Annotated in this window: 28 protein-coding genes; 24 read left to right on the top strand and 4 right to left on the bottom strand. The window is 69.8% G+C overall.

Annotation, left to right across the window (positions count from 1 at the left end; translation table 11 throughout):
- Positions 1–9 precede the first annotated feature (9 nt).
- On the top strand, positions 10–1,308 hold the full coding sequence (locus tag QQX04_RS08960) for a M20/M25/M40 family metallo-hydrolase (protein ID WP_301128339.1): 1,299 nt from the start codon (positions 10–12) through the stop codon (positions 1,306–1,308).
- 50 nt (positions 1,309–1,358) lie between these two features.
- On the opposite strand, the gene QQX04_RS08965 is transcribed toward QQX04_RS08960, so the two are convergent.
- Complete coding sequence (locus tag QQX04_RS08965) at positions 1,359–1,613, bottom strand: DUF5703 family protein (protein WP_301128341.1); 255 nt, start codon at positions 1,611–1,613, stop codon at positions 1,359–1,361.
- Positions 1,614–1,658: 45 nt separating this feature from the next.
- Between QQX04_RS08965 and QQX04_RS08970 the strand changes: the two genes are divergently transcribed.
- A complete protein-coding gene (locus tag QQX04_RS08970; RefSeq protein ID WP_301128343.1) occupies positions 1,659–1,931 on the top strand; it encodes a primosomal protein in 273 nt (90 codons plus the stop codon).
- A 37-nt stretch (positions 1,932–1,968) separates the two neighbouring features.
- On the opposite strand, the gene QQX04_RS08975 is transcribed toward QQX04_RS08970, so the two are convergent.
- The gene (locus tag QQX04_RS08975; RefSeq protein ID WP_301128798.1) at positions 1,969–2,931 is read right to left on the bottom strand and encodes an aldo/keto reductase; all 963 of its coding nucleotides are present in this window, start codon (positions 2,929–2,931) and stop codon (positions 1,969–1,971) included.
- A gap of 67 nt (positions 2,932–2,998) precedes the next feature.
- Here QQX04_RS08975 and QQX04_RS08980 point away from each other — a divergent pair, with 67 nt between their 5' ends.
- On the top strand, positions 2,999–3,859 hold the full coding sequence (locus tag QQX04_RS08980; protein WP_301128345.1) for an undecaprenyl-diphosphate phosphatase: 861 nt from the start codon (positions 2,999–3,001) through the stop codon (positions 3,857–3,859).
- Positions 3,860–3,905: 46 nt separating this feature from the next.
- On the opposite strand, the gene QQX04_RS08985 is transcribed toward QQX04_RS08980, so the two are convergent.
- On the bottom strand, positions 3,906–4,769 hold the full coding sequence (locus QQX04_RS08985) for a PAC2 family protein (protein WP_301128347.1): 864 nt from the start codon (positions 4,767–4,769) through the stop codon (positions 3,906–3,908).
- Between the two features lie 23 nt (positions 4,770–4,792).
- Between QQX04_RS08985 and QQX04_RS08990 the strand changes: the two genes are divergently transcribed.
- Both QQX04_RS08990 and QQX04_RS08995 read left to right on the top strand, forming a co-directional pair.
- Positions 4,793–5,473, top strand: coding sequence for an HAD family hydrolase (locus QQX04_RS08990; RefSeq protein WP_301128349.1), 681 nt, complete (start codon positions 4,793–4,795; stop codon positions 5,471–5,473).
- A 96-nt stretch (positions 5,474–5,569) separates the two neighbouring features.
- Positions 5,570–7,150, top strand: coding sequence for a methyl-accepting chemotaxis protein (locus QQX04_RS08995; protein ID WP_301128351.1), 1,581 nt, complete (start codon positions 5,570–5,572; stop codon positions 7,148–7,150).
- Positions 7,151–7,195: 45 nt separating this feature from the next.
- On the opposite strand, the gene QQX04_RS09000 is transcribed toward QQX04_RS08995, so the two are convergent.
- The gene (locus tag QQX04_RS09000; protein ID WP_301128352.1) at positions 7,196–8,014 is read right to left on the bottom strand and encodes a RecB family exonuclease; all 819 of its coding nucleotides are present in this window, start codon (positions 8,012–8,014) and stop codon (positions 7,196–7,198) included.
- A 73-nt stretch (positions 8,015–8,087) separates the two neighbouring features.
- Between QQX04_RS09000 and QQX04_RS09005 the strand changes: the two genes are divergently transcribed.
- The 19 genes from QQX04_RS09005 (at position 8,088) to lgt (ending at position 26,984) form a co-directional block, all read left to right on the top strand.
- A complete protein-coding gene (locus QQX04_RS09005) occupies positions 8,088–9,197 on the top strand; it encodes a M50 family metallopeptidase (protein ID WP_301128354.1) in 1,110 nt (369 codons plus the stop codon).
- Between the two features lie 20 nt (positions 9,198–9,217).
- Positions 9,218–10,216 carry a tRNA (adenine-N1)-methyltransferase gene (locus QQX04_RS09010; protein WP_301128356.1) on the top strand — a complete coding sequence of 333 codons (999 nt, stop codon included), beginning with the start codon at positions 9,218–9,220 and terminating at the stop codon, positions 10,214–10,216.
- Positions 10,216–11,619 (top strand): proteasome ATPase, encoded by a 1,404-nt coding sequence (gene arc / locus QQX04_RS09015; protein ID WP_301128358.1) that lies wholly within the window; start codon positions 10,216–10,218, stop codon positions 11,617–11,619. Before QQX04_RS09010 ends, arc begins: the two co-directional genes overlap by 1 nt.
- Before the next feature lies 1 nt (position 11,620).
- Complete coding sequence (dop, locus tag QQX04_RS09020) at positions 11,621–13,132, top strand: depupylase/deamidase Dop (protein ID WP_301128359.1); 1,512 nt, start codon at positions 11,621–11,623, stop codon at positions 13,130–13,132.
- 9 nt (positions 13,133–13,141) lie between these two features.
- The gene (locus tag QQX04_RS09025; RefSeq protein ID WP_301128361.1) at positions 13,142–13,321 is read left to right on the top strand and encodes a ubiquitin-like protein Pup; all 180 of its coding nucleotides are present in this window, start codon (positions 13,142–13,144) and stop codon (positions 13,319–13,321) included.
- A 39-nt stretch (positions 13,322–13,360) separates the two neighbouring features.
- Positions 13,361–14,767, top strand: coding sequence for a Pup--protein ligase (gene pafA, locus QQX04_RS09030; protein ID WP_301128363.1), 1,407 nt, complete (start codon positions 13,361–13,363; stop codon positions 14,765–14,767).
- Positions 14,768–14,820: 53 nt separating this feature from the next.
- Complete coding sequence (locus QQX04_RS09035) at positions 14,821–15,708, top strand: FKBP-type peptidyl-prolyl cis-trans isomerase (protein WP_301128365.1); 888 nt, start codon at positions 14,821–14,823, stop codon at positions 15,706–15,708.
- Positions 15,708–16,478, top strand: a complete 771-nt coding sequence (gene hisF / locus QQX04_RS09040) for an imidazole glycerol phosphate synthase subunit HisF (protein WP_301128367.1) — start codon at positions 15,708–15,710, stop codon at positions 16,476–16,478. Before QQX04_RS09035 ends, hisF begins: the two co-directional genes overlap by 1 nt.
- On the top strand, positions 16,478–18,355 hold the full coding sequence (locus QQX04_RS09045; RefSeq protein ID WP_301128369.1) for an ABC transporter ATP-binding protein: 1,878 nt from the start codon (positions 16,478–16,480) through the stop codon (positions 18,353–18,355). The genes hisF and QQX04_RS09045 overlap by 1 nt, the downstream gene beginning before the upstream one ends.
- Positions 18,352–20,127, top strand: coding sequence for an ABC transporter ATP-binding protein (locus QQX04_RS09050; protein ID WP_301128370.1), 1,776 nt, complete (start codon positions 18,352–18,354; stop codon positions 20,125–20,127). The genes QQX04_RS09045 and QQX04_RS09050 overlap by 4 nt, the downstream gene beginning before the upstream one ends.
- 30 nt (positions 20,128–20,157) lie before the next feature.
- On the top strand, positions 20,158–20,523 hold the full coding sequence (gene hisI, locus QQX04_RS09055; RefSeq protein WP_301128372.1) for a phosphoribosyl-AMP cyclohydrolase: 366 nt from the start codon (positions 20,158–20,160) through the stop codon (positions 20,521–20,523).
- On the top strand, positions 20,520–22,067 hold the full coding sequence (locus QQX04_RS09060; protein WP_301128374.1) for an anthranilate synthase component I: 1,548 nt from the start codon (positions 20,520–20,522) through the stop codon (positions 22,065–22,067). Before hisI ends, QQX04_RS09060 begins: the two co-directional genes overlap by 4 nt.
- A gap of 30 nt (positions 22,068–22,097) precedes the next feature.
- Positions 22,098–22,337, top strand: a complete 240-nt coding sequence (locus tag QQX04_RS09065) for an HGxxPAAW family protein (protein ID WP_301128376.1) — start codon at positions 22,098–22,100, stop codon at positions 22,335–22,337.
- Between the two features lie 51 nt (positions 22,338–22,388).
- Positions 22,389–22,694 carry a DUF4190 domain-containing protein gene (locus QQX04_RS09070; protein ID WP_301128378.1) on the top strand — a complete coding sequence of 102 codons (306 nt, stop codon included), beginning with the start codon at positions 22,389–22,391 and terminating at the stop codon, positions 22,692–22,694.
- 7 nt (positions 22,695–22,701) lie between these two features.
- Positions 22,702–23,127: a DUF2752 domain-containing protein gene (locus tag QQX04_RS09075; RefSeq protein WP_301128380.1), complete on the top strand. Its 426-nt coding sequence runs from the start codon at positions 22,702–22,704 to the stop codon at positions 23,125–23,127.
- 80 nt (positions 23,128–23,207) lie between these two features.
- Positions 23,208–24,017, top strand: a complete 810-nt coding sequence (gene trpC / locus QQX04_RS09080; protein WP_301128381.1) for an indole-3-glycerol phosphate synthase TrpC — start codon at positions 23,208–23,210, stop codon at positions 24,015–24,017.
- Entirely contained in the window at positions 24,014–25,222 is a 1,209-nt protein-coding gene (gene trpB / locus QQX04_RS09085; protein WP_301128383.1) for a tryptophan synthase subunit beta, read from the top strand. Before trpC ends, trpB begins: the two co-directional genes overlap by 4 nt.
- Positions 25,219–26,022, top strand: coding sequence for a tryptophan synthase subunit alpha (gene trpA / locus QQX04_RS09090; protein WP_301128385.1), 804 nt, complete (start codon positions 25,219–25,221; stop codon positions 26,020–26,022). The genes trpB and trpA overlap by 4 nt, the downstream gene beginning before the upstream one ends.
- The gene (gene lgt / locus QQX04_RS09095) at positions 26,019–26,984 is read left to right on the top strand and encodes a prolipoprotein diacylglyceryl transferase (protein WP_301128387.1); all 966 of its coding nucleotides are present in this window, start codon (positions 26,019–26,021) and stop codon (positions 26,982–26,984) included. Before trpA ends, lgt begins: the two co-directional genes overlap by 4 nt.
- Positions 26,985–26,998: the final 14 nt, after the last annotated feature.

A 26,998-nucleotide genomic window follows, 5' to 3' on the forward strand; every position in this document is an offset into this window, starting at 1 on the left:
GTGGGGCGCATGTCAGACGACTCCCTCATCCAGCTGACCCAGGACCTGATCCGCTTCGACACGTCGAACTACGGCGACGAGCCCGGACCCGGTGAGCGCGAGGCGACCGAGTACGTGGCGACCTTCCTGTCCAATCTCGGGCTTGAGCCGGTCATCCGCGAGGCCGAGCCTGGACGCACCACGGTGACGGCGCTGTGGGAGGGGAAGGACCGCTCCCGCCCGCCGCTCGTCCTGCACGGTCACCTCGACGTCGTTCCGGCGTTCCCCGAGGAATGGACCTACCCGCCGTTCGCCGCGGAGATCCACGACGACATGATCTGGGGTCGCGGCGCCGTGGACATGAAGGGCATCGACGCGATGTTCCTCGAGGCCGTCAAGCGCATCATCACCTCGGGCCGCAAGCCCGCGCGCGACATCGTGATCGCGTTCTTCGCCGACGAGGAGCACGGGGGCCGGCGCGGTGCCGCGTGGATGGTCGAGAACCACCCCGAGGACTTCCATGGCGCGAGCGAGGCGGTGTCTGAGGTCGGGGGCTTCTCGGTCCAGATCGCCGGCAAGCGCACCTACCTGATCCAGACCGCCGAGAAGGGCATCTCCTGGCTCAGGCTCGTCGGCACCGGCATCCAGGGTCACGGAAGCCTCGTCCACCACGACAACGCCGTCGCGCACCTTGCAGGCGCGATGACCCGGATCGGATCCCACGAGTGGCCGCTCGACATCAACCCCACCGCTGAGGCGCTGCTGCGGGGCGTGGCCGAGCTTCTCGACATCGAGTACGAGCCCACCGAGGAGCGCGTCGCGCAGATCGTCGCAGGCATGGGGCCCGTGAGCCGGATGATCGAGGCGTCGCTGCGCAACACCTCGAACCCCACGATGATGGACGCCGGTTACAAGACCAACGTCGTGCCGGACGTGGCGACGGGCTACATCGACACGCGCTACCTGCCCGGTCAGCAGGAGCAGGTGCTGCGTCAGCTCGAGGAGCTCGCGGGCAACCACGTGAAGGTCGAGCAGTACATCGAGCAGCCTGCCGTGGAAGCACCCTTCGAGGCTCCGGTGGTCGAGAAGATGATCTCCGCGCTGCGCACCGCCGACCCCGAGGCCGTCGCGCTGCCCTACATGATGATGGGCGGCACGGACAACAAGCACCTGGCGAGGCTGGGCATCAACGGCTATGGCTTCGCACCGCTCATGCTGCCGGACGGGCTCGACTTCTCGAGCCTGTTCCACGGCATCGACGAGCGCATCCCGATCTCATCGCTGCGCGTGGGCGCCGACGTGGTGGTGCAGTTCCTGCTGGACTGCTGAGGTCACGGCGTCGCGGGCACGGCCCGAGTCGCCGCGTGGTTGCGAGCCGCTCAGGCGGCGTCGAAGCGCTCCACCCTCATGGTCCGGCGCCTGAGCCAGAACTTGCGTGTGCCTCCGATGAACAGCTGGGTGCGCGCGAGCTCCCAATGGCCGTACTCCGCCTGCTCCGTGAGCATCGCGCGCGCGTCCGCCTTCGACACGTCCCTCGGGATGGTCACCACGCGCCACTCGAAGCGCGACCGCTGAGCGTCCTTCGCGCGCTTGGGTGTGACCACGTGGCGCGGGCTGTCCGGGGTGCTGTTCATGTTCATCCCTCCCATTTCAGCAGACTCACGAGTACCGTCGAGACCATGAACGAGTCTCGTGAGGCATTGAGGCGCCTGCAAGCGGCCCTCGAGGAGCATCTTGCGGCGGTCGCGGCGCGGCGCGGCGACGACGATGTCGCCGTGGATGACGCGTATGACGCGGTGGCCGAGGCCTTCGAGGCGTACGACTCGGCGCTTGACGACGAGTTCGGCGAGAGCCTGCCGCTCATGCTCGACGACTCGGACGAGCTCGATGCCCACGCGGTCGAGGATGAGGACGAGCTGGACGACGACATCGAGGAGTTCGAGCTGCGCTGACAGGACCGGGCCAGGGCTGTCGTCTCCACGGGTGCTCCTACCGGCGCTCCGGATAGCCGAGCTCCGGCGCTGTCACCTCGTCGAGAGCGCCGAGGATCGCGGACGGGAGCTCCAGATCGGCCGCCTCGAGCGAGGGTGCGAGCTGGTGCGCAGTGCGTGCGCCGACGATCGCGGAGGCGAGCCATTCCCGAGACAGCACCCACGCGAGCGCGACCTCCTGGGAGGACATGCCCAGCCCGTCGGCGGCTGTGGCGAGTGCATCGACCACGGTGCGCGAGCGTTCTCCCAGGTACGGGTCCACGAATCCGGCGAGGTGCTCGGACGCGGCTCTGGAGTCGGCGGGCACGGCGTGGCGGTACTTGCCGGTGAGGACGCCGCGTCCAAGCGGCGACCAGGCGAGCACGCCCACCCCCATGGATCGGGCGGCCGGCACGACCTCCCTCTCGATGCCGCGCTGCAGCAGGGAGTACTCCATCTGCGTCGCGGAGATCGCCGGGCGCCCGGTCGCCTGGGCAGCGATCCGCGCCGTCGCCCAGCCGGGGTAGTTCGAGACGCCGACGTAGCGGGCGCGACCCGAGTTCACGGCGATCTCGAGGGCGTGCAACGTCTCGTCCGAGGGTGTGATCGCGTCGAACGCATGGACCAGCCACAGGTCCACGTGGTCGGTGCCGAGCCGCGTGAGCGAGGCGTCGAGCGTGTCGAGCATCGTGTCGCGCGACGCATCGATGAGCCCTCCGGACGGGGTGCGCCTGATCCCCGCCTTCGTGCAGATCTGGACGTCGTCGCGAGACACGGCGCCGGTGAGGAGCGCGCCGATCAGGGACTCCGAGCCGCCCTCGGCGTACGTCGCCGCAGTGTCGAGCAGGGTGCCGCCGGCATCCAGGAACATGTCGAGCTGGTCCGCGGCCTCCTCGGCGGAGGTGTCCCGGCTCCATGTCATCGTGCCGAGCGCAAGCCTCGAGACCTCGAGACCGCTCGTACCGACCCGCCTGCGCTGCATGCGGACGACGCTACCGGCCTCCACAGGGGTGTCGGCGTCGCGACGCGCGGACGCTAGCCTTGCAGCCATGACGTGGTGGGAAGCTGTGCTGCTCGGCCTGATCCAGGGCCTGACCGAGTTCCTTCCGATCTCTTCGAGCGCGCACGTGCGCGTGCTCGGAGAGCTCCTTCCGCATGGAGCCGACCCTGGCGCGGCGTTCACCGCCATCATCCAGATCGGCACCGAGGCGGCGGTGCTGGTGTACTTCCGCAAGGACATCGTCGCCATCCTCAAGGCATGGACGGGCGCGCTGCTCGGCCACGATGGGAAGGACCGTGCGTCGCGCCTTGGTGCGCACAGCCCGGAGGCCAGGCTCGGGTGGTGGGTGATCATCGGTTCGCTCCCGATCGTGATCCTCGGCGTCCTGTTCAAGGACTCGATCGAGACCGCGCTACGCAACCTGTGGATCACCGCCACCGTCCTCGCGGTGTTCGCGCTCGTGCTCGCATGGGCCGACAGGATCGGCGCCAAGCGCCGCGAGCTGCGCGAGCTCAACGGCAAGGACGCGGTGCTGCTGGGCCTCGCGCAGGCGATGGCGCTCGTCCCCGGCGTCTCCCGTTCCGGCGGCACCATCTCGATGGGGCTGTTCCTGGGCCTGACGCGCGAGGCCGCGGCGCGCTACTCGTTCCTGCTCGCGATCCCGGCAGTGCTGGGCTCAGGGCTGTTCGAGCTCGCGACCGAGATCGACGGCCTCACGCACGCGGACGGGCCCGGACTGGTGTCCACCGCGATCGCGACGCTCGTGGCCTTCGTGGTCGGATACGCGGTGATCGTGTGGTTCCTGCGTCTCGTGACCACCAGGTCGTTCATGCCGTTCGTGGTCTACAGGATCCTGTTCGCGGGAGTGATCGTCGGGCTGCTCACCACGGGAGTCGTCTCGGCGCTGTGACCGCGTGTGGGCCGGCGGCCCACAGCGCAGCGCCTTGCGTGCGCGGCTACTTGCCGGTGCCGCCGTCGCGCCGGCGAAGGAACCGCTCGAACTCGGCGGCGATCGCGTCGCCGGAGGCCTCGGGCAGGCTCGCCTCATCCATCATCGACTCGAGCCGCTCCACGTGCTGCGCGATCTCCTCGTCGTCCTCCATGAGCTCGTTCGCGCCGCGCGTCCACGCCTCCGACTCGTAGGGCAGGTCGCCCAGGTCGATCGGCACGCCCAGGAAGCGCTCGATCTGGCTGAGGAGCGCGACGGTGCCCTTGGGGCTCGGCGGGTGCGCCACATAGTGAGGCACGCCGACCCACATGCTGAGCACCGTGATCCCGCGCAGCTCGGCCTCGTGGCCGAGCACCCCGAGGATGCCTGTCGGGCCCTCGTAGTCGGAGCGCTCAAGGTCGAACAGCTGCCGCGCCGTCGCACTCTCCGACGACACGAACGTGGGCAGCGGCCGCGTGTGCGGGACATCCACCAGGAGCGCGCCGCACGTGATGAGCGTCGTCACGTCGAGGTCCTCGGCGTGGTCGAGCAGCTCGTCCACGAAGGTGCGCCATCGCATCGAGGGTTCGATGCCCCTCACCAGCGCCACCTCGCGGTTGCCGACCCAGTCGCCCTGGGCGCGCGACACGACGGTGCCGGGCCACGACAGCACCTTGTCGCCCGAGGAGAGGCGGGTGAGCGAAGGGCGGTTGACCTGGAAGTCGTGGTAAAGCTCCGGGTCGAGCACCGCGTGCTCGCGTGCGTCCCATTGATCTGCGATGTGGTCCAGCGCGCTGGACGCGGCGGTGCCGGCGTCGTTCCAGCCTTCGAAGGCTGCGATCATCACGGACTCGTCCTCGGGGAGGTGGGGGATCTCGGTCTCCTCGTTCATCCGGCCAGCCTAGACTGGCGCCCGTGAATCCACACGACTCTGACCCCGTGGCCGTGCTGTGGGACATGGACGGCACCCTCATCGACTCGGAGCCCTACTGGATCTCGGCAGAGAAGCAGCTGGCGTCGCGCTTCGGAGTGGAATGGACCGACGAGGACGGACTGAGCCTCGTGGGTCGCGCGCTGCCGGAGTCGGCGGTGATCCTGGCGGACCGGGGCATCGATCTCCCTCACGAGCAGATCGTGGAGTTCCTCGTCGCCTCCGTCGCAGGCGACATGGCTGTGCGAGTCCCGTGGCAGGAGGACGCGCGGGCGCTCCTGAACGAGGTGGTCGGGGCGGGCATCCCCTGCGCGCTGGTCACGATGTCCTATGCGCGTCTCGCGCAGGCGTTCCAGGCGCGGGTGCCGGAGGCCTTCCAGGTCGTCGTCTCTGGCGACGAGGTCGAGCACGGCAAGCCCGACCCTGAGGCCTACCTTCTTGCGGCCCAGCGGCTCGGGGTGGACATCGAGAGGTGCGTCGCGATCGAGGACTCGCGGTCGGGCGTGAGGTCGGCCGCCGCGTCGGGCGCGCGCACGATCGCGGTGCGCAGGCTGACGCCGCTCGAGGAGATCGAGGGGGTGAGCCGCGTCGCGTCGCTCGAGCACGTCACGGTCGACACGCTCCGCGCGGTCGCGCGGGGCCAGGTGCTCGACTCCCTCGACTGATCGCTGACGCCGCGGCGGAGATTCTGCAGGTTCCCTCAAGGACCTTGGTCCCGGGTCGATGGGGTGCTCGACACCGCATCCCCGGGGAGGACCACAGTGATCCGCAAGTTCCGCGCACCTTCGATCCAGGCGAGGATCGTCACGATCCTCGCGCTCACCACCGTCGGCATGGCTGCGCTCATCGCGCTGGGCGGAGCCGCGATCGAGGACCGGATGATGGCCGAGAGGCAGTCCGGTACCCGCCAGGTCGTCGAGCTCGCCGCCCAGGTGATCGAGCGGAATGTCGCCCTTGCCGAGGACGGTACCCTCACGACCGAGCAGGCCCAGCAGGCCGCGATCGACGCGGTCCGTGACCTCCGCTACTCGGGCGAGGAGTACTTCTGGATCAACGACGAGACTCCCACGATGGTCATGCATCCGATCAAGCCGGAGCTCGACGGCACCGACCTCAGCGAGAACACCGACCCGAACGGCACGGCGATCTTCGTCGAGTTCGTGGACACCGTCCAAGCGGACGGCGCGGGCTTCGTGGACTACATGTGGCCCAAGCCCGGGCAGGAGGAGGCCGCGCCCAAGGTCTCCTATGTGCAGGGGATCCCTGAGTGGAACTGGATCGTGGGTTCCGGGATCTACGTGGACGACGTTCACGCGGCCGCGGTGAGCGCAGCGCTCGGACTGGCAGGGCTGGGCCTCGGCATCGCTGTCGTGGTGGCGGGGGTCGCGCTGCTGATCGGCCGTTCGATCGTCACGGGCGTCCGCTCCGCGACGAGGGTCCTCGAGTCAGGTGACCTGGACACCAGGCTTCCCGTCGGAGAGTCCCGCACGGAGCTCGAGCAGCTCGCAGTCGCGCTCAACGAGACTCTGGACCGTTCTGCGGCCGTCGCCCGCGACGTCAGTGCCGCGGTCGACGAGCTCGACACCGCGGCGACGTCGCTCGCAGGGAGCTCGCAAGGCATGACGCACGACGTGGACAGCACCGCGGAGCGCACCGCCTCCGTGTCCGGTGCGGCGCAGGAGGTCAGCTCTGGCATCGACACGATCGCGTCCGCCACGAGCCAGATGGGCGCCTCGATCAGGGAGATCGCCGAGAACGCGCAGTCGGTCGCGCGCATGGCCTCGGAGGCGGTGGAGGCGTCGGAGGCGACGAGCCGCACCGTCGAGGAGCTCGGCTCATCCAGCGAGGAGATCGGTGCGGTCGTGAACGTCATCACCGCGATCGCGGAGCAGACCAATCTCCTGGCGCTCAACGCCACGATCGAGGCGGCGCGCGCAGGCGAGGCGGGATCCGGCTTCGCGGTCGTGGCCGGCGAGGTCAAGGACCTCGCACAGGAGACCGCGCGCGCCACGGGCGGCATCTCCGACCGCGTGGCCGCCATCCAGTCCACGGTGGAGCGGGCGTCCGAGGAGATCACGCGCATCGGGGAGATCATCCGAGCGATCTCGGACTTCCAGTCGACGATTGCGGGGGCGGTGGAGGAGCAGACGGCGACGACCGCCGAGATGGCCTCCAGCGCCGAACGCGTGGCCGACAGCGGCCGGACGATCGCCTCGTCGCTGGACGAGGTCAACCAGGCGTCGCTGCGAACCTCCGAGGGGATCCGCGCGGTGAACTCTGCGGCGGCAGCGCTCGCGGAGACGTCTCAGCGGCTGCGCACCGCCGCAGGTGCCTCGGTCTGACGTGATCGAGCGCGGTGCCGCCACTGATGAGGGCGAACCCACGCGTCAGGTCAGGCCGAGCGCCTTCATCGCCTTCTCGGGCTCCAGGGCCGGGGGAGTGCCACCGAACTGCGGGCAGAGCTCGCGGAAGTTGCACCAGTCGCACAGCTTGCTGGGCTTCGCGACGAAGCGCGCTTCGCGTGCGCACGCGCTGATCTCGACCCACAGATCCCGGATCTCCGCCTCGACGTTGGCCAGGTCCTCCGCTGTGGGGCGGAGCATCAGGGTGCCGCCGTCCTTGAGGAATAGGAGCTGGAGGAGCGCAGGACGCGTCCCCCGCAGCCGCTCGACCAGGAGCGCGTAGAACTTCATCTGGAAGCGCTCCTTGGTGCCGTAGCGCGGGTGCGGCGTCTTCCCGGTCTTGTAGTCGGACAGCCTGATCGAGCCGTCCGGCGCCGTCTCCACCCGATCGATGATCCCGCGCAGCAGCGGCCCGTCGGGGAGCTGGAGCTCGACGAACTCCTCCTTGCCGGAAGGCTGAAGCCGGGTGGGGTTCTCCATGGTGAAGTAGGTGCGCAGCCGCGAGCGGGCGTCCTCGAGCCACACTGCGAGCGCCGCGTCGTCCTCGTGGAGCTCCGCCAACGCCGGGTTGCGCTCCAGCATCCGCTCCCACCGAGGCGCGACGGCGGCAAGAGCCGCCTGCTCGGTCCTCTCCGCGGCGGGCAGGTCGAACAGGTCCTCGAGGACCGCGTGGACGAGCGTTCCGAGCGTCGCCGCAGCCGAGGGCGGCTCGGGCACCTTGTCGATGGTCCGCAGCCGGAACATCAGCGGGCACTGGCGGAAGTCGCTGGCTCGCGACGGGGAGAGGGCGGGGCGTCTGGCCATGGCGCCACAGTACGCGGACGCTCCGACACGCGGCACGGTCCCGACCGGCTCCGCGACCCTCTACCGTGGACCCATGCCCCAGCAGCCCCGTCAGACCCGCGGCTTCTCGCTCGGAACGCTCGTCGGCGCACGGATCATCGTGCAGCCGTCCACGCTCGTGATGCTCGTGATCCTGGCGGCGATCTTCGCGTCCGGCTCGGGGACGCTCAACAGCCGGACCTTCATCCTGGGCCTGTCGCTCGCGGTGATCCTCTTCGCCTCCGTGTTCCTGCATGAGGCCTCGCACGCGCTCGCCGCGCGCGCCTTCGGCAGGCGGGTCGACGAGATCGTCCTCACCCTGTGGGGCGGCCACACGTCCTTCGACGCACGCGACATCACCCCGAAGGTCGCCGCTGTCACCGCCCTCGCGGGTCCCGCCGCGAACCTCGTGATCGGCGTGGTGATCTACGTCCTCAGCGACGCCGGGGTGCTCGGCGGGCTCCCTGGTCAGATCCTCGCGTGGGCCGGGTACGCGAACCTGCTGCTCGCAGCGTTCAACATCCTGCCGGGCGTCCCGATGGACGGCGGGCACGTGCTCGAGGCCGTGGTGTGGGCGCTGACCGGACGCAGGCACACCGGACTGAAGGTGGCGGCGTGGGGCGGCCGCGTGATCGCCGCGGGAGTCGTCCTGTGGGCGGTCGCGGTGCCGCTCCTCAACGGCCGGACGCCTGACACGTTCTCGATCGTCTGGTCGCTCCTGCTGGCCTCGATCCTGTGGCCCGCGGCCTCCGCGGCCCTGCGGCATTCGCAGACGGTCGGCAGGCGCGTCGGGGTCTCGGCCGTGACGCTCATGGATGCCGCTGTGGGCGTCCCGTTCGATGTGACGGTGGCCGACGTGGTCGCCACGGCGCGCTCCGTCGGCGCGAACGAGGCGGTCGTGCTAGCCGCCGACGGGGTGCCCGCAGGTCACATCACCATGGACGTCGCGCTGTCGGTGCCCGAGGAGCGCAGGGCCTCCACGGGCCTCCAGGCCGTCACGACCCCGCTGCCGCGCGGCGCCGTGGTGCAGGCGACCGACGACGCTGAGGACCTTGTCGGCCACCTGCGCGAATGGTGGGGGAGGACCGACGTGTGGGTGGTCTCGTCCGACGGGGAGCCTGTCGGCGTCCTGCGGCTCCTCGATGCCATGAACGCGCTCCGATAGCGGCCCCTAGGATTGAGCGCATGACCCCAGACAACTCCGAGCCTGTCGGCGCGCCTGAGCGCCGCGGCCCCCTGCGCGACGGCGACCGTGTCCAGCTGACGGATCCCAAGGGCCGCCACCACACGATCATCCTGAGCGCGGGCAAGGTCTTCCATACGCACCGCGGCCACTTCGCGCATGACGACCTGATCGGGCAGCCCGAGGGCACGGTCGTCTCGACCAGCGCCGGCACGGCCTATCTCGCCCTGCGGCCCCTGCTGAGCGACTTCGTGCTGTCGATGCCGCGCGGCGCCGCCGTCGTGTACCCCAAGGACGCGGGCCAGATCATCCAGTACGCGGACATCTATCCAGGCGCACGCGTCGTGGAGGCGGGCGTCGGCTCCGGCGCGCTCACCATGTCGCTCCTGCGCGCAGTCGGCGATCAGGGCTCGCTCACCTCGATCGAGCGGCGCGAGGACTTCGCCGACATCGCGCGCGCCAACGTCGAGTCCTTCTTCGGAGGGCACCACCCCGCGTGGCGGCTCGAGATCGGCGACTTCGCCGACAGGATCGCCGAGGTCACCGAACCTGGCACCGTGGACAGGATCATCCTCGACATGCTCGCCCCCTGGGAGAACATCGAGGCCGCGGCCGGAGCGCTCGCACCGGGCGGGGTGTTCCTCGCCTACGTGGCGACCACCACGCAGCTGTCCAGGCTCGCCGAGGATCTGCGCGAGCACGGCGGCTTCACCGAGCCGCAGGCGTGGGAGACGCTCGTCCGCACCTGGCATCTCGAGGGGCTCGCGGTGAGGCCCGACCACCGGATGATCGGCCACACCGGCTTCCTGCTGACCGCGCGCCGCATGGCGCCTGGCGTCGAGGCTCCGCTGCGCCACCGGAGGCCCGCGAAGGGGTCGTACCCCGTCGAGGAGGAGTGGACGCCCGAGGACCTCGGTGAGCGTGCGGTGTCCGACAAGAAGGTGCGGAAGGTGCGTCGAGACGCGATCAACAGCGCGCCTGCCGTGGAAGAGGAGGACTGATGGTGCTGGAAGGCCAGGACCGGACCGCGGCGCTCGAGCGTCGCAACGCCGAGCTTCAGCGGCTGCTCGAGCTCGCCCGCGAGCAGCTCGGGGAGATGCGCGAGAAGCTCGCGGAGGCGTCGGAGCCGCCGCAGACCTTCGCCACCTTCGTGCAATGGGTCGACGGCCACGCCGACATCGTCTCGCAGGGCCGACGCATGCGTGTGGCCGTCCTCCCCGGCGCTGACCTGACCCTGGTCCCAGGTGACGAGGTGCTGCTCAACGGCATGAGCGTCGTCGTCGGGAAGGCCGAGCCGGAGCGCACCGGCCAGGCGGCGATCGTCCGCGAGGTCATCGACGAGGAGAGGATCCTCGTCGTCTCCCGCGGCGAGGACGAGCGGGTCGCGGTGCTCATCGGCGGAGACGCACGCGCTCGGGTCCACGAAGGCGACACCGTCATCATCGATCCGCGCACGGGCTTCGCCTCGGAGAAGGTCGAGCGCACCGGCGTGGAGGCGCTCCTTCTCGAGGAGGTGCCCGACGTGGACTACGCCGCGATCGGCGGCCTCACGGGTCAGATCGAGCGCATCCGTGACGCCATCGAGCTGCCCATCGTGCACCCCGAGCTGTACCGCGAGCACCACCTGCAGCCCCCGCGGGGCATGCTCCTCTACGGTCCGCCCGGATGCGGAAAGACGCTCATCGCGAAGGCGGTCGCGCACTCCCTGGCCGACGCCGTGGGCGCTGACCGCAGCTACTTCCTCTCCGTCAAGGGACCCGAGCTGCTCAACAAGTACGTCGGCGAGACCGAGCGGTACATCCGCACGATCTTCGAGAGGGCGCGCGCCAAGGCGCACTCCGGCGCACCGGTCGTCGTGTTCTTCGATGAGATGGACGCGCTGTTCCGTGCGCGCGGCTCAGGCGTGAGCTCCGACATGGAGACGACGATCGTGCCGCAGCTCCTGACCGAGCTGGACGGCGTCGAGGCGCTCAGCAACGTCATCGTGATCGGAGCCTCCAACCGGGAGGACATGATCGACCCGGCCATCCTCCGACCCGGCCGCTTGGACGTGAAGATCTCCATCTCGCGTCCCGACCGCCGTTCGGCCGCGGACATCTTCTCCAAGTACCTCACCGACGCGCTTCCGCTCTCGCCCGCCGAGGTCCAGGCGCACGGGGGAGACGTCCACGCGACCCTGCGCGACATGATCGACTCGACCGTCGACCGCCTGTTCTCGCACGAGGACGTGGACGAGCACGCGTCGGGCGCGATGGTCCGCAACATCGTCGACCGCGCCAAGACATCGGCCATCAAGGCCGTCATCTCGGGCGGCGAGAAGGGCATCTCCACGGCGCATCTGCAGGCCGCCGCCGACCAGGAGATCGCCGAGGCACGCGCAGTGGCCGCGAAGGAGCTCATCTGACATGAGGATCGTCGGACTCGAGACGGAGTACGGCATCGCGGACCCCGACCGTCCCGGCGCCAACCCGATCCTCATGTCGTCGAGGCTCGTCAGCGCGTGCCGCGACGCGCTCGGAGGGCTCACCGCGCGCTGGGACTACGGAGGTGAGGACCCGCTCCAGGACCAGCGAGGCATGCGCCGCGAGCGCCGCTACGCGACCGGGGACATGCTGACGGACTCGCCCGAGTACGACGACGCCGCGCGCGGCGTCACCCTGCGTCGTCGGCGTGGATCCTGGGAGGACCCCGCCCACCTCAACGCGGTGCTGCCCAACGGCGCTCGCTTCTACGTGGACCATGCCCACCCCGAGTACTCGGGCCCCGAGGTCCGCACGGCGAGGGACGCCGTGACCTGGGACGCCGCCGGCGATGCGATCGCGCTCAGGGCCGCACAGCGATACGCCGAGATCGAGGACGAGCGCGTCACCCTCTACAAGAACAACGTGGACGGGAAGGGCGCCAGCTACGGCACCCACGAGAACTACCTGATCGACCGCGACGTCGACTTCGACGCGCTCGCCGCGCTCCTGATCCCGCATCTCGTCACGCGGCAGATCTACACGGGTTCCGGACGCGTCGGCCTCGGGACCCACGGTGAGACCCCCGGATTCCAGCTCTCGCAGCGTGCCGACTACATGGAGACCGAGGTCGGGCTCGAGACCACGCTGCGCCGCCCCATCGTGAACACCAGGGACGAGCCGCACGCGACCCGCAAGCGCTGGCGCCGACTCCACCTCATCATCGGTGACGCCAACTGCCTCGAGGTGCCGACGCTGCTGAAGCTCGGCACCACGTCGCTCGTGCTCGCGGCGATCGAGGCGGGGGACGAGCGCCTCGAGATGCTCGAGCTCGCCGAGCCGGTCGAGGACGTGCGCACGGTGTCGCGCGACCTGGACCTCACGGCTCGTCTGCGCCTGCGCTCAGGCGAGGACGCGACGGCGCTCGAGATCCAGCGTGCGCTGCTCGAGATCGCGCGCACCTACGCCACCGACGTCAACGACGCGGACGTGATCGCGCGCTGGGAGGGCGTGCTCGACCGCCTGGGGCGCGACATCTTCGAGGCCGCGCGTGAGGTCGAGTGGGTCGCGAAGCTGCAGCTGCTCGGCCGGATGCGCGTCAAGAACGCGGCGCCTGACGGGACCCTGCTGTCGTGGGACGACCCGCGCCTCGCGGCCATGGACCTGCAGTGGTCCAGGCTGGGTGACGGGCTCGCGTGGCGGCTCGCCGCCGCCGGCGCGGTCGAGCGGCTCACCACTGACGACGAGGTGGCTGCCGCCGCGGCACAGGCGCCGTCGAACACGCGCGCGCGACTCCGAGGCGCCGTCGTCGTCGCGCGAGCGGACATCGTCGACGCCGCCGGATGGTCCACCGTCGTGATCGACCGCGAGGCGCGTCACGGCAACCTTGAGGTCATCCACCTGGACGACCCGCATGAGGCCAGCCATGCCCTCCTGGACTCCTTGATGGGTGGATAGACTGGCACCATGCCTCAGGTCAACGCTTCCGGTCAGCCCTACGAGGACGACGCTCCCGAGCCCGCACCGGCACCCGCCCAGCAGGCGTCCACGGACGCTCTCGACGACCTCCTCGACGAGATCGACGGGTCGCTGCAGGTGAACGCCGAGCAGTTCGTGCGCTCGTTCGTGCAGAAGGGCGGCGAGTAGGCCGGCCCCGGGCCGCGCCTGTTCGCCCGCCCGCTCGCGATGCAGATCGCCGAGGTCCCCCCGCCGCTCGAGGTTGAACCCTCCCGTCGCATCTTCGGACTCGAGACCGAGTTCGGCCTGCACGTCGTCGCCCCAGGCTCACGGCCCATCACGCCGGAGGAGGTCGCGGGCCACCTGTTCCACTCCGTCGTGCAGTGGGGCCGCTCCTCCAACGTCTTCCTCACCAACGGCTCGCGTCTGTACATCGACGTGGGAGCGCACCCCGAGTACGCGACCGCCGAATGCGACACGATCGAGGACCTGATCGCGCTGGACAAGGCCGGCGAGCGCATCGTCCAGGACCTTGTCGCCGAGGGGGAGCAGCGGCTGCGCGAAGCGGGTGTCGACGGCCAGATCCACCTCTACAAGAACAACACGGACTCGGCGGGCAACAGCTACGGCTGCCACGAGAACTACCTGCTGCGTCGGCGCGCCGACTTCGCGGGCTTCGGCCGCCAGCTGCTGCCCTTCCTCGTGACACGGCAGATCGTCACAGGCGCGGGCTGCATCACGCGCACGCCCGAAGGAGCGCACTACAGCTTCTCGCCGCGCGCCGACCACATGTGGGAGGGCATGAGCTCTGCGACCACGCGGTCGCGTCCCATGATCAACACGCGCGACGAACCCCACGCGAACGCGGAGCTGTACCGCCGCATGCACGTCATCGTGGGCGACTCGACGATGGCGCAGCCCACCACGCTCCTGAAGGTCGGCTCGACCGATCTGGTCCTGAGGCTGCTCGAAGCTCGCGTCCTCATGCCCGATCTGACGCTCGCCAAGGAGATGCAGGCGATCCGTGACGTCGCTCACGACCTCACGGGGCAGGCCACGGTCGAGCTGGCCGACGGGTCGCGCATGACCGCCGTGCAGGTGCAGCAGGCCTTCCTCGACGCCGTGAAGTCCCACGTGGGCGACGTGATCGAGCGCACCGACGAGGTCGACAGCATCCTCGATCTGTGGCAGCGCGGCATCGACGCGGTGCGGACGCAGGACTTCTCCTCGATCGACACCGAGCTCGACTGGGCGATCAAGCACAAGCTGCTCATGCGCTACCAGGACAAGCTTCAGTGCGAGCTCGATGATCCGCGACTCGCTCGGCTCGAGCTCGCGTATCACGACGTCTCACCGGAGAGAGGTCTCGCGAACCGCATGGAGGCGCAGGGCCTCATCCGCACCCTCGTGTCCGAGGAGGCCATCACCCGAGCGAAGACCACCGCTCCGGAGACGACCCGCGCACATCTGCGTGGGCGCTTCGTGCGGGAGGCGCTCGCCTCTGGGCGCGACTTCACGGTCGACTGGGTGCATCTGAAGTTCACGGGGCAGGAGAGCCGCACCGTGCTGCTCAAGGACCCCTTCAGGTATGAGGACGAGCGCGTCGACATGCTTCTGGGCACGCTCTCACAGTGACGCGCGACGCGTACACTTGTCAGGCTGTCCAGAGACCTTTTCAGGAGTGAACCATGCGTCGCCTCGTCGCCCTCGCGCTCGCCGCGGGGCTGGCCCTCACCGGCTGCGTGAGCGGACCCCCTGACGCATCGGCGTCCGTGTCGCCCAGCGGCGACATCTCCACGATCACCGTCGGCATCGACGATTCCGGCACTCCCACCTTGGACTTCGAGCGGGGTCTGAACTGGGAGACGACGCAGACGGAGGTCATGCTCGAGGGCGACGGCGAGCGTCTTCAGGACGGCCAGCCGCTGCTGCTCGACATGTACGGAGAGTCGCTCGAGGACGGGTCAAGGGTCACGAACTCGTACCAAGGTCTGGCACGCTCCTTCCTGCTCGCGCCCGAGCTGCTCGGGGAGGACCTCTACGAGGCGCTTCTCGATGTCCGCGTCGGCACTCGCGTGCTCCACGTCTCGCCGGCCCCGGAGGACAACCCCGACTCGGAACCTCCGATCGTGCTCGTGATCGACGTGCTCCCGATGCATGCCGTCGGCGCCGAGGCGGAGCCCCGCGAGGACTTCCCGACCGTCCGCCGGGCCGCCGATGGTGCACCCACGGTCACCATCCCCGAGGACCTCGAGCCGCCCGCCGACGTCCAGGTGGCCACCCTCGTGCAGGGCACCGGCCAGCAGGTCCGCGAAGGCGACCTCGTCCTCGTCAACTACACGATGCTGTCCTGGGACGGCACCGAGCTCGACTCGTCCTGGCCCGAGGAGATCGCCCCGCTCACCGTCGAGGTCGGCTCAGGCGAGTCGATCGAGGCCATCGAGGTCGGGCTGCTCGACCAGACCCTCGGCTCGCAGATCGTGATCCTCTCGCCCGCGACCTCCGCGTATCCCGACCAGGGGCCCGTGGTGCTCGTGGTCGACATCCTTGACGTCTTCTCTCCGGAGGTCTCCTGATGCCTGTCGCCGTGCGCGTGATCCCTTGCCTCGACGTCGACGCTGGACGCGTCGTCAAAGGCGTCAACTTCGAGAACCTTCGTGATGCGGGCGACCCGGTCGAGCTCGCGGAGCTGTACGGCGCGGGAGGCGCCGACGAGCTGACGTTCCTGGACGTCACCGCGTCGTCCGGGAACCGTGAGACCACCTACGACGTGGTGCGCCGCACCGCGGAGCAGGTCTTCGTGCCGCTGACCGTCGGTGGCGGCGTGCGCGCCCCCGAGGACGTCGACAGGCTGCTGCGGGCGGGCGCGGACAAGGTCGGGGTCAACACCGCGGCGATCGCGCGTCCCGAGCTCATCACCGAGATCTCGCACCGCTTCGGCAACCAGGTGCTGGTCCTCTCGGCCGACGCCCGACGCTGCCAGGACGGTGCAGAGACCCCTTCCGGCTTCGAGGTCACGACGCACGGGGGCCGCCGCGGCACCGGTATCGACGCGATCGAGTGGATCCGACGCGCGGAGGAGCTCGGCGCGGGCGAGATCCTGCTCAACTCGATGGACGCCGACGGCACCACCGACGGCTTCGACCTGGAGATGATCCGGGAGGCACGCGCAGCGGTGTCGATCCCGCTGATCGCCTCGGGCGGCGCCGGCACGCCCGATCACTTCGTGGACGCCGCTCGGGCGGGCGCCGACGCCGTCCTCGCCGCAAGCGTCTTCCACTTCGGCACCCTGTCGATCGCGCAGGTGAAGGACCACATGCGCGCGGCCGGCATCGAGGTGCGGTAGTGCACGGACCAGCCAAGCCGGGGGAGTACGCGCTCAGCGGCTCCTTCGCACGTCAGTCCGTCCAGCTGCTGTGGCACGGCATCCGCCAGGCGCCTGGTTTCTTCCTCGCGGGCATCGGAGCAGCCGCCCTGTTCTCGGTGATGACGATCGCGTTCGGCACGCTGCTCGGAGACATCACGGACTCCGTGGTGATCCCTGGTGTCGCAGGCGACCCGCTGGGTGGCCGCTGGGGTGAGATGACCGACGACCCCATGACGGCCATCCTGTACGCGGGCGGGACCTTCGTCGGCATCGGCATCGTGATCGCGCTCGCACAGGCGTTCCGTCAGGCGATGACCCAGGCGGGCGTCGCGCGCGTCGGCGGCCGTCATCGCGAGGTCGTCGCGGAGTCGCTCTCGCGGCTTCCGATGGGGTGGCACCGCACCCAGTCCTCGGGACGCATCCTTTCCGCGATCTCGTCCGATGCGGAGACCGCGACGGGCCCCCTGCATCCTCTGTCGTTCACGGTCGGCTCGGTCGTCATGATGGTCGCCGCGGGCGTGTCGATGTGGCGCTCCGACCCCTGGCTCGCAGTGACGGGCCTCGCGGTCGTGCCGCTCATCCTCGGGGTGAACCTCCTGTTCGAACGCGTGGTCACCCCGTTGTGGATGAAGGGGCAGACGCTCCGCGCCGACGTCTCGAACATCGCGCACGAGAGCTTCGATGGCGGCACCGTCGTCAAGGCGCTCGGTGTCGAGGAGCGAGAGGGGCGCAGGTTCGCCGTGGCCGCTCGCTCGCTTGCCAAGGCGGACATCCGCGTGGGGCGGGTCAAGGCCTGGTTCGAGCCGCTCATGGACCTCATGGCGCCGCTCGGCGCGATCGCGCTCGCCGTGGTGGGCACGGCACGCGCGGCAGGCGGACACGTCTCCGTGGGAGACGTCGTCGCAGCCATGTACTTCGTGACGCTGCTCGCGATCCCGATCCGAGGGCTCGGCTGGATCCTGGGACAGATGCCTCAGGCCCTCGTGTCCTTCCGTCGCGTGGGAGAGATCACCGAGGCGGCCCGCGAGATCGACGAACCCGGGCACATCGAGATCGAGGGGTCGGGTGCGGGTACCGTGAGCTTCCTCGGCGCCTCGATCGCCGCCGACGACGGGCACGACGAGCTGACGGTCCTCGTGGAGGGGGCCTCTATCGAGCTGCGGGCCGGCACCGTGACCGCACTCGTCGGTCCGACCGGCTCGGGCAAGTCCACGATCGCGATGGCCGCCTCCCGGCTGACCTTGCCTGCCTCGGGACAGATCCTCCTGGACGGGGTGCCGCTCCAGGACGTCAAGGACCTCGGATCGCACGTCGCGCTCGTGCCGCAGACCGCCTTCGTGTTCGCGGGAACTGTCAGGGAGAACGTGACGCTCGGCGCCGACATCGACGACGCCGCAGTCTGGGAGGCGCTGCGCCGCGCCTCCGTCCACCACGTGGTGCGGGGGCTCGTAGAGGCGGGCAAGGACCCGCTCGACGCCGTGCTCGACGAGCGCGGATCGAACCTCTCGGGCGGCCAGCGCCAGCGCGTCGCGCTCGCCAGGGCGCTGGTGCGTCGGCCCCGTGTGCTGATCCTCGACGACGCCACCTCCGCAGTGGACCCCGTCGTCGAACGCGAGATCCTCACCGGGCTGTCCGCCTCGGACGACTCTCCGACGGTCCTGCTCGTGGCCTACCGCCTCGCCTCGATCATGCTCGCCGACAGCGTCGTGCACGTCGACTCGGGTCGAGTCGTGGACGCCGGTTCCCACGAGGAGCTGTTCTCTCGTGACGAGGGCTACAAGGACATCGTGCTCGCGTATGAGCGGGATGCGGCGCGAGCTGCCGACGCGGTGGAGAAGGAGGGCGACGTCCAGTGAGCGAGCCGACCACCATGCGGCAGACGCTGAAGCGCGGCTTCGCGCTCAGCCCCGAGTTCCGCAAGGGCTTCGGGATCACCCTGACCCTCGCCGGAGTGGCAGGGCTCGGCAAGACGGCGGTGCCGTTCGTCACCCAGCAGGTGACCGACCGCGGTCTCCTCGCGCCCGACGGCGTCGACGTGTCGATCGCCTTCACCTTCGCGGCCATCGGCGCGGCCCTGCTCATCGGTGCGACGTTCGTGGAGCGGATCGTCAGGATCCGCATGGTCGTGCAGGCCGAGGAGGGCCTCGCGACGCTGCGCATCAAGGCCTTCGACACCGTCCACGACCTGTCCGTCCTCACACAGAACGCCGACAGGCGAGGCAGCTACGTCTCCCGCGTGACGGGCGACGTCGAGACCATGCGCGACCTCATGCAGTGGACGGGTGCGGCGATGATGATCGCGGCCTTCGAGTCGATGATCATGCTCGTCGTCATGCTCGTCTTCGCATGGCAGCTCGCGCTCGTCGTCATCGTGGCGTACATCCCCACGGTCGTGATGGTGAAGGTCATGCAGCCTCGCATCATGGCGGCCTACGGTCGCGTGCGCGCACGCGCCGGAGACCTGCTGGCCGCAACGGGCGAGCAGCTCGTCGGCATCTCCACGATCCGGTCCTACGGCGTGCACCGCCACATGAGAGACGACCTCGCGCGCACCAACCGTGACATCGTGAAGGGTGACACCCGCGCGGGATGGCTCGGCACATCGCTGTTCTCCACGAACGCCGCAGCGCAGTCGATCGCGACCGGCCTCGCGCTCGTGGTGGGCACCAGGCTCGCCCTCGACGGCGCCGTCAGCGTCGGTACCGTCGTCGCCTTCGCATTCCTCGTGTACAGCTTCGCGGGACCGATCGGCTGGATCATCGAGATGCTCGCCGAGATGCAGCGCGCGCTCGTCGGTTGGCGCCGGGTGATCGGGCTCGTGGACACTCCCGTGGTCGTCGCGGACCCGGGTGCGGACGGCACGCCGATCCCGCGCGGGCGCGGAGAGGTGTCAGTCGAAGGGGTCAGGCTCCAGTATCCGACCGGGCCAGAGGTGCTCAAGGGCATCGACCTCGAGGTGCCGGCGGGTCGCCGCATCGCGCTGGTCGGCGAGACGGGCTCCGGCAAGACATCGTTCGTGCGCCTCCTCGCGCGGTTCATCGACCCGACCGGCGGCGGCGTCCGCATCGGCGGCGTCGATCTGCGCGACGTCCCGATGGACGACCTGCGCCGGTCCGTTGCGATCGTGCCGCAGGAGGGCTTCCTGTTCGACGGCACCATCCGCAGCAACCTCGCCTACGCGCTCGACGAGTCGACCTCCGCCGAGGACCTCGAGCGTCAGGCGCTCGCCGTGTTCGAATCGCTCGGACTCGATGGCTGGCTCGCCGCGCAGCCTCACGGCCTCGACACGCCGGTGGGTCCGCGAGGCGAGCTGCTGAGCGCAGGGGAGAGGCAGCTGGTCGCGATCGCACGCGCCTACCTGCGCGACCCCGACGTGCTGATCCTCGACGAGGCGACCTCCGCCGTCGACCCTGCCACCGAGGTGCGGATCTCCCGCGCGCTCGAGTCGCTCATGCGCGGTCGCACGGCGATCGTGATCGCCCACCGGCTGTCCACGGCCGAGCGTGCCGACCTGGTCGCGGTCATGGACGCAGGCGAGCTGGTCGAGGTCGGCTCGCACAGCGATCTCGTCGAGCTCGGCGGCACCTACGCACGGATGCACGAGGCCTGGGTGGCGCAGACGCGCTGACACCTCGCGCCGTCATGGAAGGATGGGCGCATGTCCTTGGATCCCACTCTTGCAGCGCGCCTGAAGCGCAACGACGACGGCCTGGTCTGCGCCGTCGTTCAGCAGCACGACACCCGTGAGGTGCTCATGGTGGCCTGGATGAACGACGAGGCGCTCCACGAGACGCTCACGTCGGGCAGGGCCGTGTACTGGAGCAGGTCACGCCAGGAGCTGTGGCGCAAGGGGGACACCTCGGGTCACCGGCAGGTCGTGGTGCGGGCGTCGCTCGACTGCGACGGCGACGCGATCCTGCTCGAGGTGAACCAGGTGGGCGCCGCGTGCCACACGGGTGAGCGGACGTGCTTCCTCACAGGGGGCGACCTGGGCGCGGTCGACGGTCGCGAGGTCGAGGGATGAGCGACGCGCCCGTGCAGGTCGCGTGGGGCGAGACGTGGCCCGACCTGTCGCGCTTCAAGGAGCTCGGCGAGAGCCACCGCGTCGTGCCCGTGGTGCGTCGCGTGCTGGCCGACTCGACCACTCCCGTCGCCGTCTACCGCGCGCTCGCACAGTCGCGGCCCAACACCTTCATCCTCGAGTCCGCTGAGCCCGATGGCACGCTCGGACGCTTCTCGTTCATCGGCGTCCGGTCGCGGGCGGCCCTGACTGTCGACGGCGACGAGGCGCGCTGGACGGGCGACGTGCCCGTCGGCCTGGAGAGCGGGGCGCCTCTGCCCACGATCCGACAGGTGCTCTCCGAGCTCGCATCCGAGGCGATCCCTGGTCTCCCGCCCCTCACGGGCGGCATGGTCGGCGTCCTCGGCTGGGACATCATCCGCCAATGGGAGCCAACGCTGCCGCACAAGGCGCCGGCCGAGATCGATGTGCCGGACGTGCTGCTGCTGCTCGCGACCGACATCGCGGTCGTCGACCATCTCGACGGCTCGGTGTGGCTGATCGCCAACGCGGTCAATGCGGATGCTCAGGCCAGCGGCATCGAGCAGGCCTACGAGGACGCAGTCGCCAGGGTCGACGCCATGGAGCGAGCGCTCGCCGACGCGCCAGGGGGAGAGGTCTCAGGTCTCGGCTCCGCCGATGAGCCCGAGGTGCGGATGCGGTCCGCCGTCGGTGAGTATGAGCGCACCGTCGAGTTCGCCAAGGAGGCCATCCGCGACGGCGAGGTCTTCCAGGTGGTCCCGTCGCAGCGCTTCGACATCCCGTGCGAGGCGACTCCGCTCGACGTGTACCGGGTGCTTCGCACGGTCAACCCGAGCCCGTACATGTACTGCTTCCAGCTCGAGGACGCCGACGGACGCGAGTTCGCGGTCGTCGGCTCGAGCCCGGAGTCGCTGGTGCGAGTCGAGCGCGGTGACGTGTCGACGTTCCCGATCGCAGGCTCGCGGCCCCGCGGCGCCACCCCTGAGGAGGACCGCCGCCTCGAGGAGGAGCTGCGCGCCGACCCGAAGGAGATCGCCGAGCACGTGATGCTCGTGGACCTCGCGCGCAACGACCTGGTGAAGGTGTGCGAGCCCACGTCAGTCGAGGTGGCGGACTTCATGGCGCTCAACCGTTACAGCCACATCATGCATCTGTGCTCGACGGTGGTCGGTCGCCTCGAGGCGGGGCACACGGCCTTCGACGCGTTCACGGCGACGTTCCCCGCAGGCACCCTGTCCGGCGCGCCGAAGCCGCGCGCGATCGCGCTGATCGACGAGGTCGAGCCGGCCCGTCGCGCGTTCTACGGAGGCGCGGTCGGCTACTTCGACTTCGCCGGGAACACCGACACCGCGATCGCTATCCGTACCGCCCTCATCAAGGACGGCATCGCGTACGTCCAGGCAGGCGCGGGCATCGTCGCGGACTCGGTGCCGGTGACCGAGGAGGCGGAGACGCGCAGCAAGGCGGCGGCGATGATCCGCGCAGTTTTCCTCGCGTCGCGGCTGTCCGCGCGCGGCCGTGGCTAGACTGTCGTCACCCGGACCCAAGGAGGAGAAGTGTCGAGCAGCGTCAAGCTGAGTCCCCAGGACCTTCCCGAGGCAGCGCCTCACAACCATGGCCGCACCCCCGCGGCCTGGGTGACCAACGTCGGCCTGGTGATCGCGTCGATCATCGCGGCTCTCGGCGTCGGCATTCCTCAGATGGCCTTCGTGTGGGTCGGGGCCGCCCTTGCCGTCGTGTCGCTTGCGGCCGGCGGTGCGCTCAAGGCTCTCGGCCACGGCCAGACCTCGAGCTGAGCGCGGCGCTGGCAGGCGCCGCATGCCCATTCACACGAAGGAGAAGACACCATGACTGACATCCCGCCGCCCCCCATGCCGCCGCAGCCCGGATTCGCCGCTGGCCCCTCGGACTCGAAGAACAACCTCGGTACCTGGGCGCTCGTGCTCGGCATCCTGAGCATCGTCTGCTGCGGTCTGTTCGCGGGCATCCCCGCGATCATCGTCGGCAACAAGTCCAAGGAGGCCGCCGCGCAGGGTCTCGCCACCAACGGCAACCTGGGCCAGGTCGGCTTCATCCTGGGCATCATCGGCTCCGTGCTGTCGGTGCTCGGTGGCGTGTTCTACGGCATCGCCGCCGCCGCTGGCGCGTACTGATCCCGCTGTGACAGCCGCCGCCGTCACCGATCGCCGGACCCCGCACAGACTCGCGGGCCCGGCGGTGGTGACGGCGGCGCTGCTCGCTGGCACGGCGTACACGGGGGTGCAGGATCCCACCGGATCCGGAGTCTTCCCGTCATGCATCTTCTTCGCCGCGACGGGACACTGGTGTCCCGGCTGCGGTGGCCTGCGCGCCGTCCACTCGCTGCTCGGCGGGGACCTCGCGCTCGCACTGCAGTACAACGTGGTGGTCGTGCTCCTGATCATCCCGATGGGCATCGCCGCGATCGCGCTGTGGTGGTACCGCGCGTGGCGCCGAAAGGGCACCATCCCCGTACCCATGTGGTTCGCGATCGGGCTTCCCGCGCTGCTCGGGGTGTTCTGGATCGTGCGCAACCTCCCGCCGTTCGCTCCCTACCTGACCGTCTAGGCTCCGGTCGGCTCAGCGCCGACGCGGTCATCGGGCCGTTCGTCCGGCGCTACCATTGACGCCAGGGAGGTGGAGCAACAATGAGCGTGTTGCAGAGCATCGTCGCAGGGGTCCGTGAGGACCTCGCAGTCCGTGAGCAGGCGACGTCGATGGACGCCTTGAAGGAGCGCGCCAGCCGCCTCCCGAGCGCGATCGACGCGTATCAGCGTCTCGCGCGGGACGAGGTTGCCGTCATCGCCGAGGTGAAGCGGTCCAGCCCGTCCAAGGGTGATCTCGCGGAGATCACGGATCCCGCCTCGCTCGCCACCGAGTATGAGGCCGGGGGAGCCTCGGTCATCTCGGTGCTCACCGAGCAGCGCCGCTTCGGCGGGTCGCTGACCGACCTCGACGCTGTCAGGGCGAAGGTCGACATCCCGATCCTGCGCAAGGACTTCATCGTCACCCCGTATCAGGTGTGGGAGGCACGCGCTCACGGCGCCGACGTCGTGCTCCTCATCGTCGCCGCGCTCGAGCAGATGGCGCTCGAGGGCCTCATCGAGCGCGTTCACTCGCTCGGCATGACCGCGCTCGTCGAGGTGCACGACACGGACGAGGTCGCGCGGGCAGTGGACGCCGGCGCACGCGTCGTCGGCGTGAACGCTCGCAACCTGAAGACGCTCGAGGTCGACCGGCACACCTTCGCCCGCGTGGCGCCTGCCATCCCTGACGGGATTCTGCGGGTGGCCGAGTCGGGCATCCGCGACAGCCACGATGTGGTCGAGTACGCGCGCCTCGGGGCCGACGCTGTGCTCGTGGGCGAGGCGCTCGTCAAGGACCGCGACCCGCGGACCGCCGTCGCCGAGATGGTCGCCGCAGGAGCCCACCCCGCGCTTCGATCGGTGCGCCCGTGACGGAATCGCTCCAGTCGGCGCCCGGTCCCTTCTTCGGCCAGTTCGGCGGCCGATTCCTCCCCGAGGCGCTCATGGCGGCGCTCGACGAGCTCACCGACGCGTATGACAAGGCGCGTGTGGACCCGGCGTTCACCGAGGAGCTCGAGCGTCTTGCCCGTGAGTACACGGGACGTCCGTCGATCATCACCGAGGTGCCGCGCTTCGCCAGGCATGCGGGCGGTGCGCGCATCTTCCTCAAGCGTGAGGACCTGAACCACACCGGCTCGCACAAGATCAACAACGTGCTCGGACAGGCCCTCCTGACGAAGCGCCTGGGCAAGACCCGCGTCATCGCGGAGACCGGTGCCGGGCAGCATGGAGTCGCGACCGCCACCGCCGCCGCCCTCATGGACCTCGACTGCGTGGTCTACATGGGGGAGGAGGACACCGAGCGCCAGGCCCTCAACGTCGCGCGCATGCGCCTCCTGGGCGCAGAGGTGGTGCCCGTCACGACAGGCTCCCGCACCCTCCGCGACGCGATCAACGAGGCGTTCCGTGACTGGGTCGCGAACGTGGAGTCGTCCAACTACATCTTCGGCACGGCCGCAGGTCCGCACCCGTTCCCCGCGATGGTCCGCGACTTCCAGCGTGTGATCGGGGTCGAGGCGCGCGAGCAGATGCTCGCGCTCGGCGGCCTCCCTGACGCCGTGCTCGCATGCGTGGGCGGCGGCTCGAACGCGATAGGCAGCTTCGACGCGTTCCTCGACGATGCGGATGTCCGGCTGATCGGCTGCGAGGCGGCCGGTGACGGCGTCGACACCGACAAGCATGCGGCGACCCTCTCGCTGGGGTCTGTCGGCGTCCTGCACGGCTCGCGCTCCTACGTCCTGCAGAACGAGGACGGGCAGACGATCGCGTCGCATTCGATCTCCGCGGGCCTCGACTACCCGGGCATCGGACCGCAGCACTCGTGGCTCAAGGACATCGGCCGTGCCGAGTACTGGCCGATCAGCGACGCGGAGGCCATGGACGCGTTCCGCCTGCTGTGCCGGACCGAGGGCATCATGCCCGCGATCGAGTCCTCGCACGCGCTCGCCGGCGCGATCAAGCTCGGCAACGAGCTCGGCCCGGAGGCCACCTTGCTCGTCACGCTCTCCGGAAGAGGAGACAAGGACGTCGAGCAGGCCGCCCAGTGGTTCGGAATGCTGCCGGGGGAGGACGCGTGACGGCGCTCGGAGATCGGCTCGACCAGATCAAGGCGGAGGGACGCTCGGCGCTCATCGGCTACCTGCCCGTCGGCTACCCGTCCGTCGAGGGCTCTGTGCGTGCCATGACCGCGATGGTCGAGGCGGGAGTGGACATCGTCGAGGTCGGCCTGCCCTACTCCGACCCGGTGATGGATGGCGAGACCATCCAGCTGGCAGCAGAGGCGGCCCTGGCGACCGGCACCCGCGTGGCGGACGTCTTCACCGCGGTCAAGGCCGTGACCGACGCCGGCGCACCTGCCGTCGTGATGAGCTACTTCAACCCGATCCTTCAGTACGGACCCGACCGCTTCGCGGACGAGCTCCTGGCGGCGGGCGGCTCTGGAGTGATCCTGCCCGACATCACGCCGGACTCCGGTGCAGGGTGGGCCGAGGTCGCCGCGACGCGAGACATCGACACCGTGCACCTCGTGGCGCTCACGACGACCCCTGAGCGGATGCACCTGACATGCCAGGCCTCCTCCGGATTCGTCTACGCCGCGGCCCTCATGGGGGTCACCGGCGAGCGTGCGTCCATCGGAGAGGGCGTGGATGCTCTCGTCGAACGGGCCCGTGAGGCAGGAGCACCTCGCGTCTGCGTGGGCCTCGGCGTGAAGACGGCCGCGCACGCTGCGCAGGTCGCGTCCTACGCGGACGGAGTCATCGTCGGCTCGGCGCTCGTGAGGTGCCTCGCCGACCACCCGGACGATCTCGACGCCGGCATCGCGGCGCTCCGGGCCAAGACGGAAGAGCTTGCCGCCGGCGTGAGAGGACACGTGTGAGGGCGTCGATCCCCAGCCCGCCGATCGAGTGGTCCAGCGTCTCGCTGGGCCCTTTGACGATCCACATGTACGCGATCTTCATCCTGATCGGCATCTTCGTCGCGCTCTGGCTCGTGCGCCGTCGTTGGATCGAGCGCGGAGGTGATCCCGAGGTCGTCGAGTCGATCGCCTTCTGGGCGATCCCTTTCGGGATCATCGGCGGCCGGATCTACCACGTGATCTCCAGTCCCGCGGCGTACTTCGGCGAGAACGGCAACCCGATCGACGCGTTCAAGATCTGGGAGGGCGGCCTGGGCATCTGGGGCGCCGTCGCGCTCGGGGCCTTCGGCGCATGGATCGGCGCGCGTCGGGCTGGAGCATCGTTCACCGCCTTCGCCGACTCGGTGGCGCCTGCGGTGCTGCTGGCCCAGGCGATCGGGCGCCTCGGCAACTACTTCAACCAGGAGCTCTTCGGCGGGCCGACGGATCTGCCCTGGGGCCTTGAGATCGAAGAGGCCTTCCGGCCCGCGGGCTACGAGGCCTTCACCACGTTCCACCCGACGTTCCTCTACGAGATGCTGTGGAACCTCGCGGGCGTCGCCGTGCTGCTGTGGGCCGACCGTCGCTTCAAGCTGTGGGGCGGGCGTGTCTTCTGGCTGTACGTCGCGGTGTACACCGCGGGGCGCCTCTGGATCGAGACGGTGCGCATCGACACCGCCGTGCACGTCCTGGGGCTGCGCATCAACGTGTGGGTGGCGGGCATCGTGCTGCTCGGTGCCATCATCGCCTTCCTGGTCACCGGTGCGCGTCAGCGACGCCTGTCCGAGGTCCCCGACCGGGCCACGCTCGCGGCAGTCGGGGCGAGCGGTGCGCACACGCGCACTGAGTCGGAGGGGTCCGGAACCGAGGGCGAAAGCACTGCCGGTACCCTGGACGCGGCAGAAGACGCCGGCGACCCCGGCGATACCCCCAGCGCGCAGTAAAGAGTTCCAAAAGG

This window comes from Demequina zhanjiangensis (assembly GCF_030418315.1).
GTDB lineage: Bacteria > Actinomycetota > Actinomycetes > Actinomycetales > Demequinaceae > Demequina > Demequina zhanjiangensis.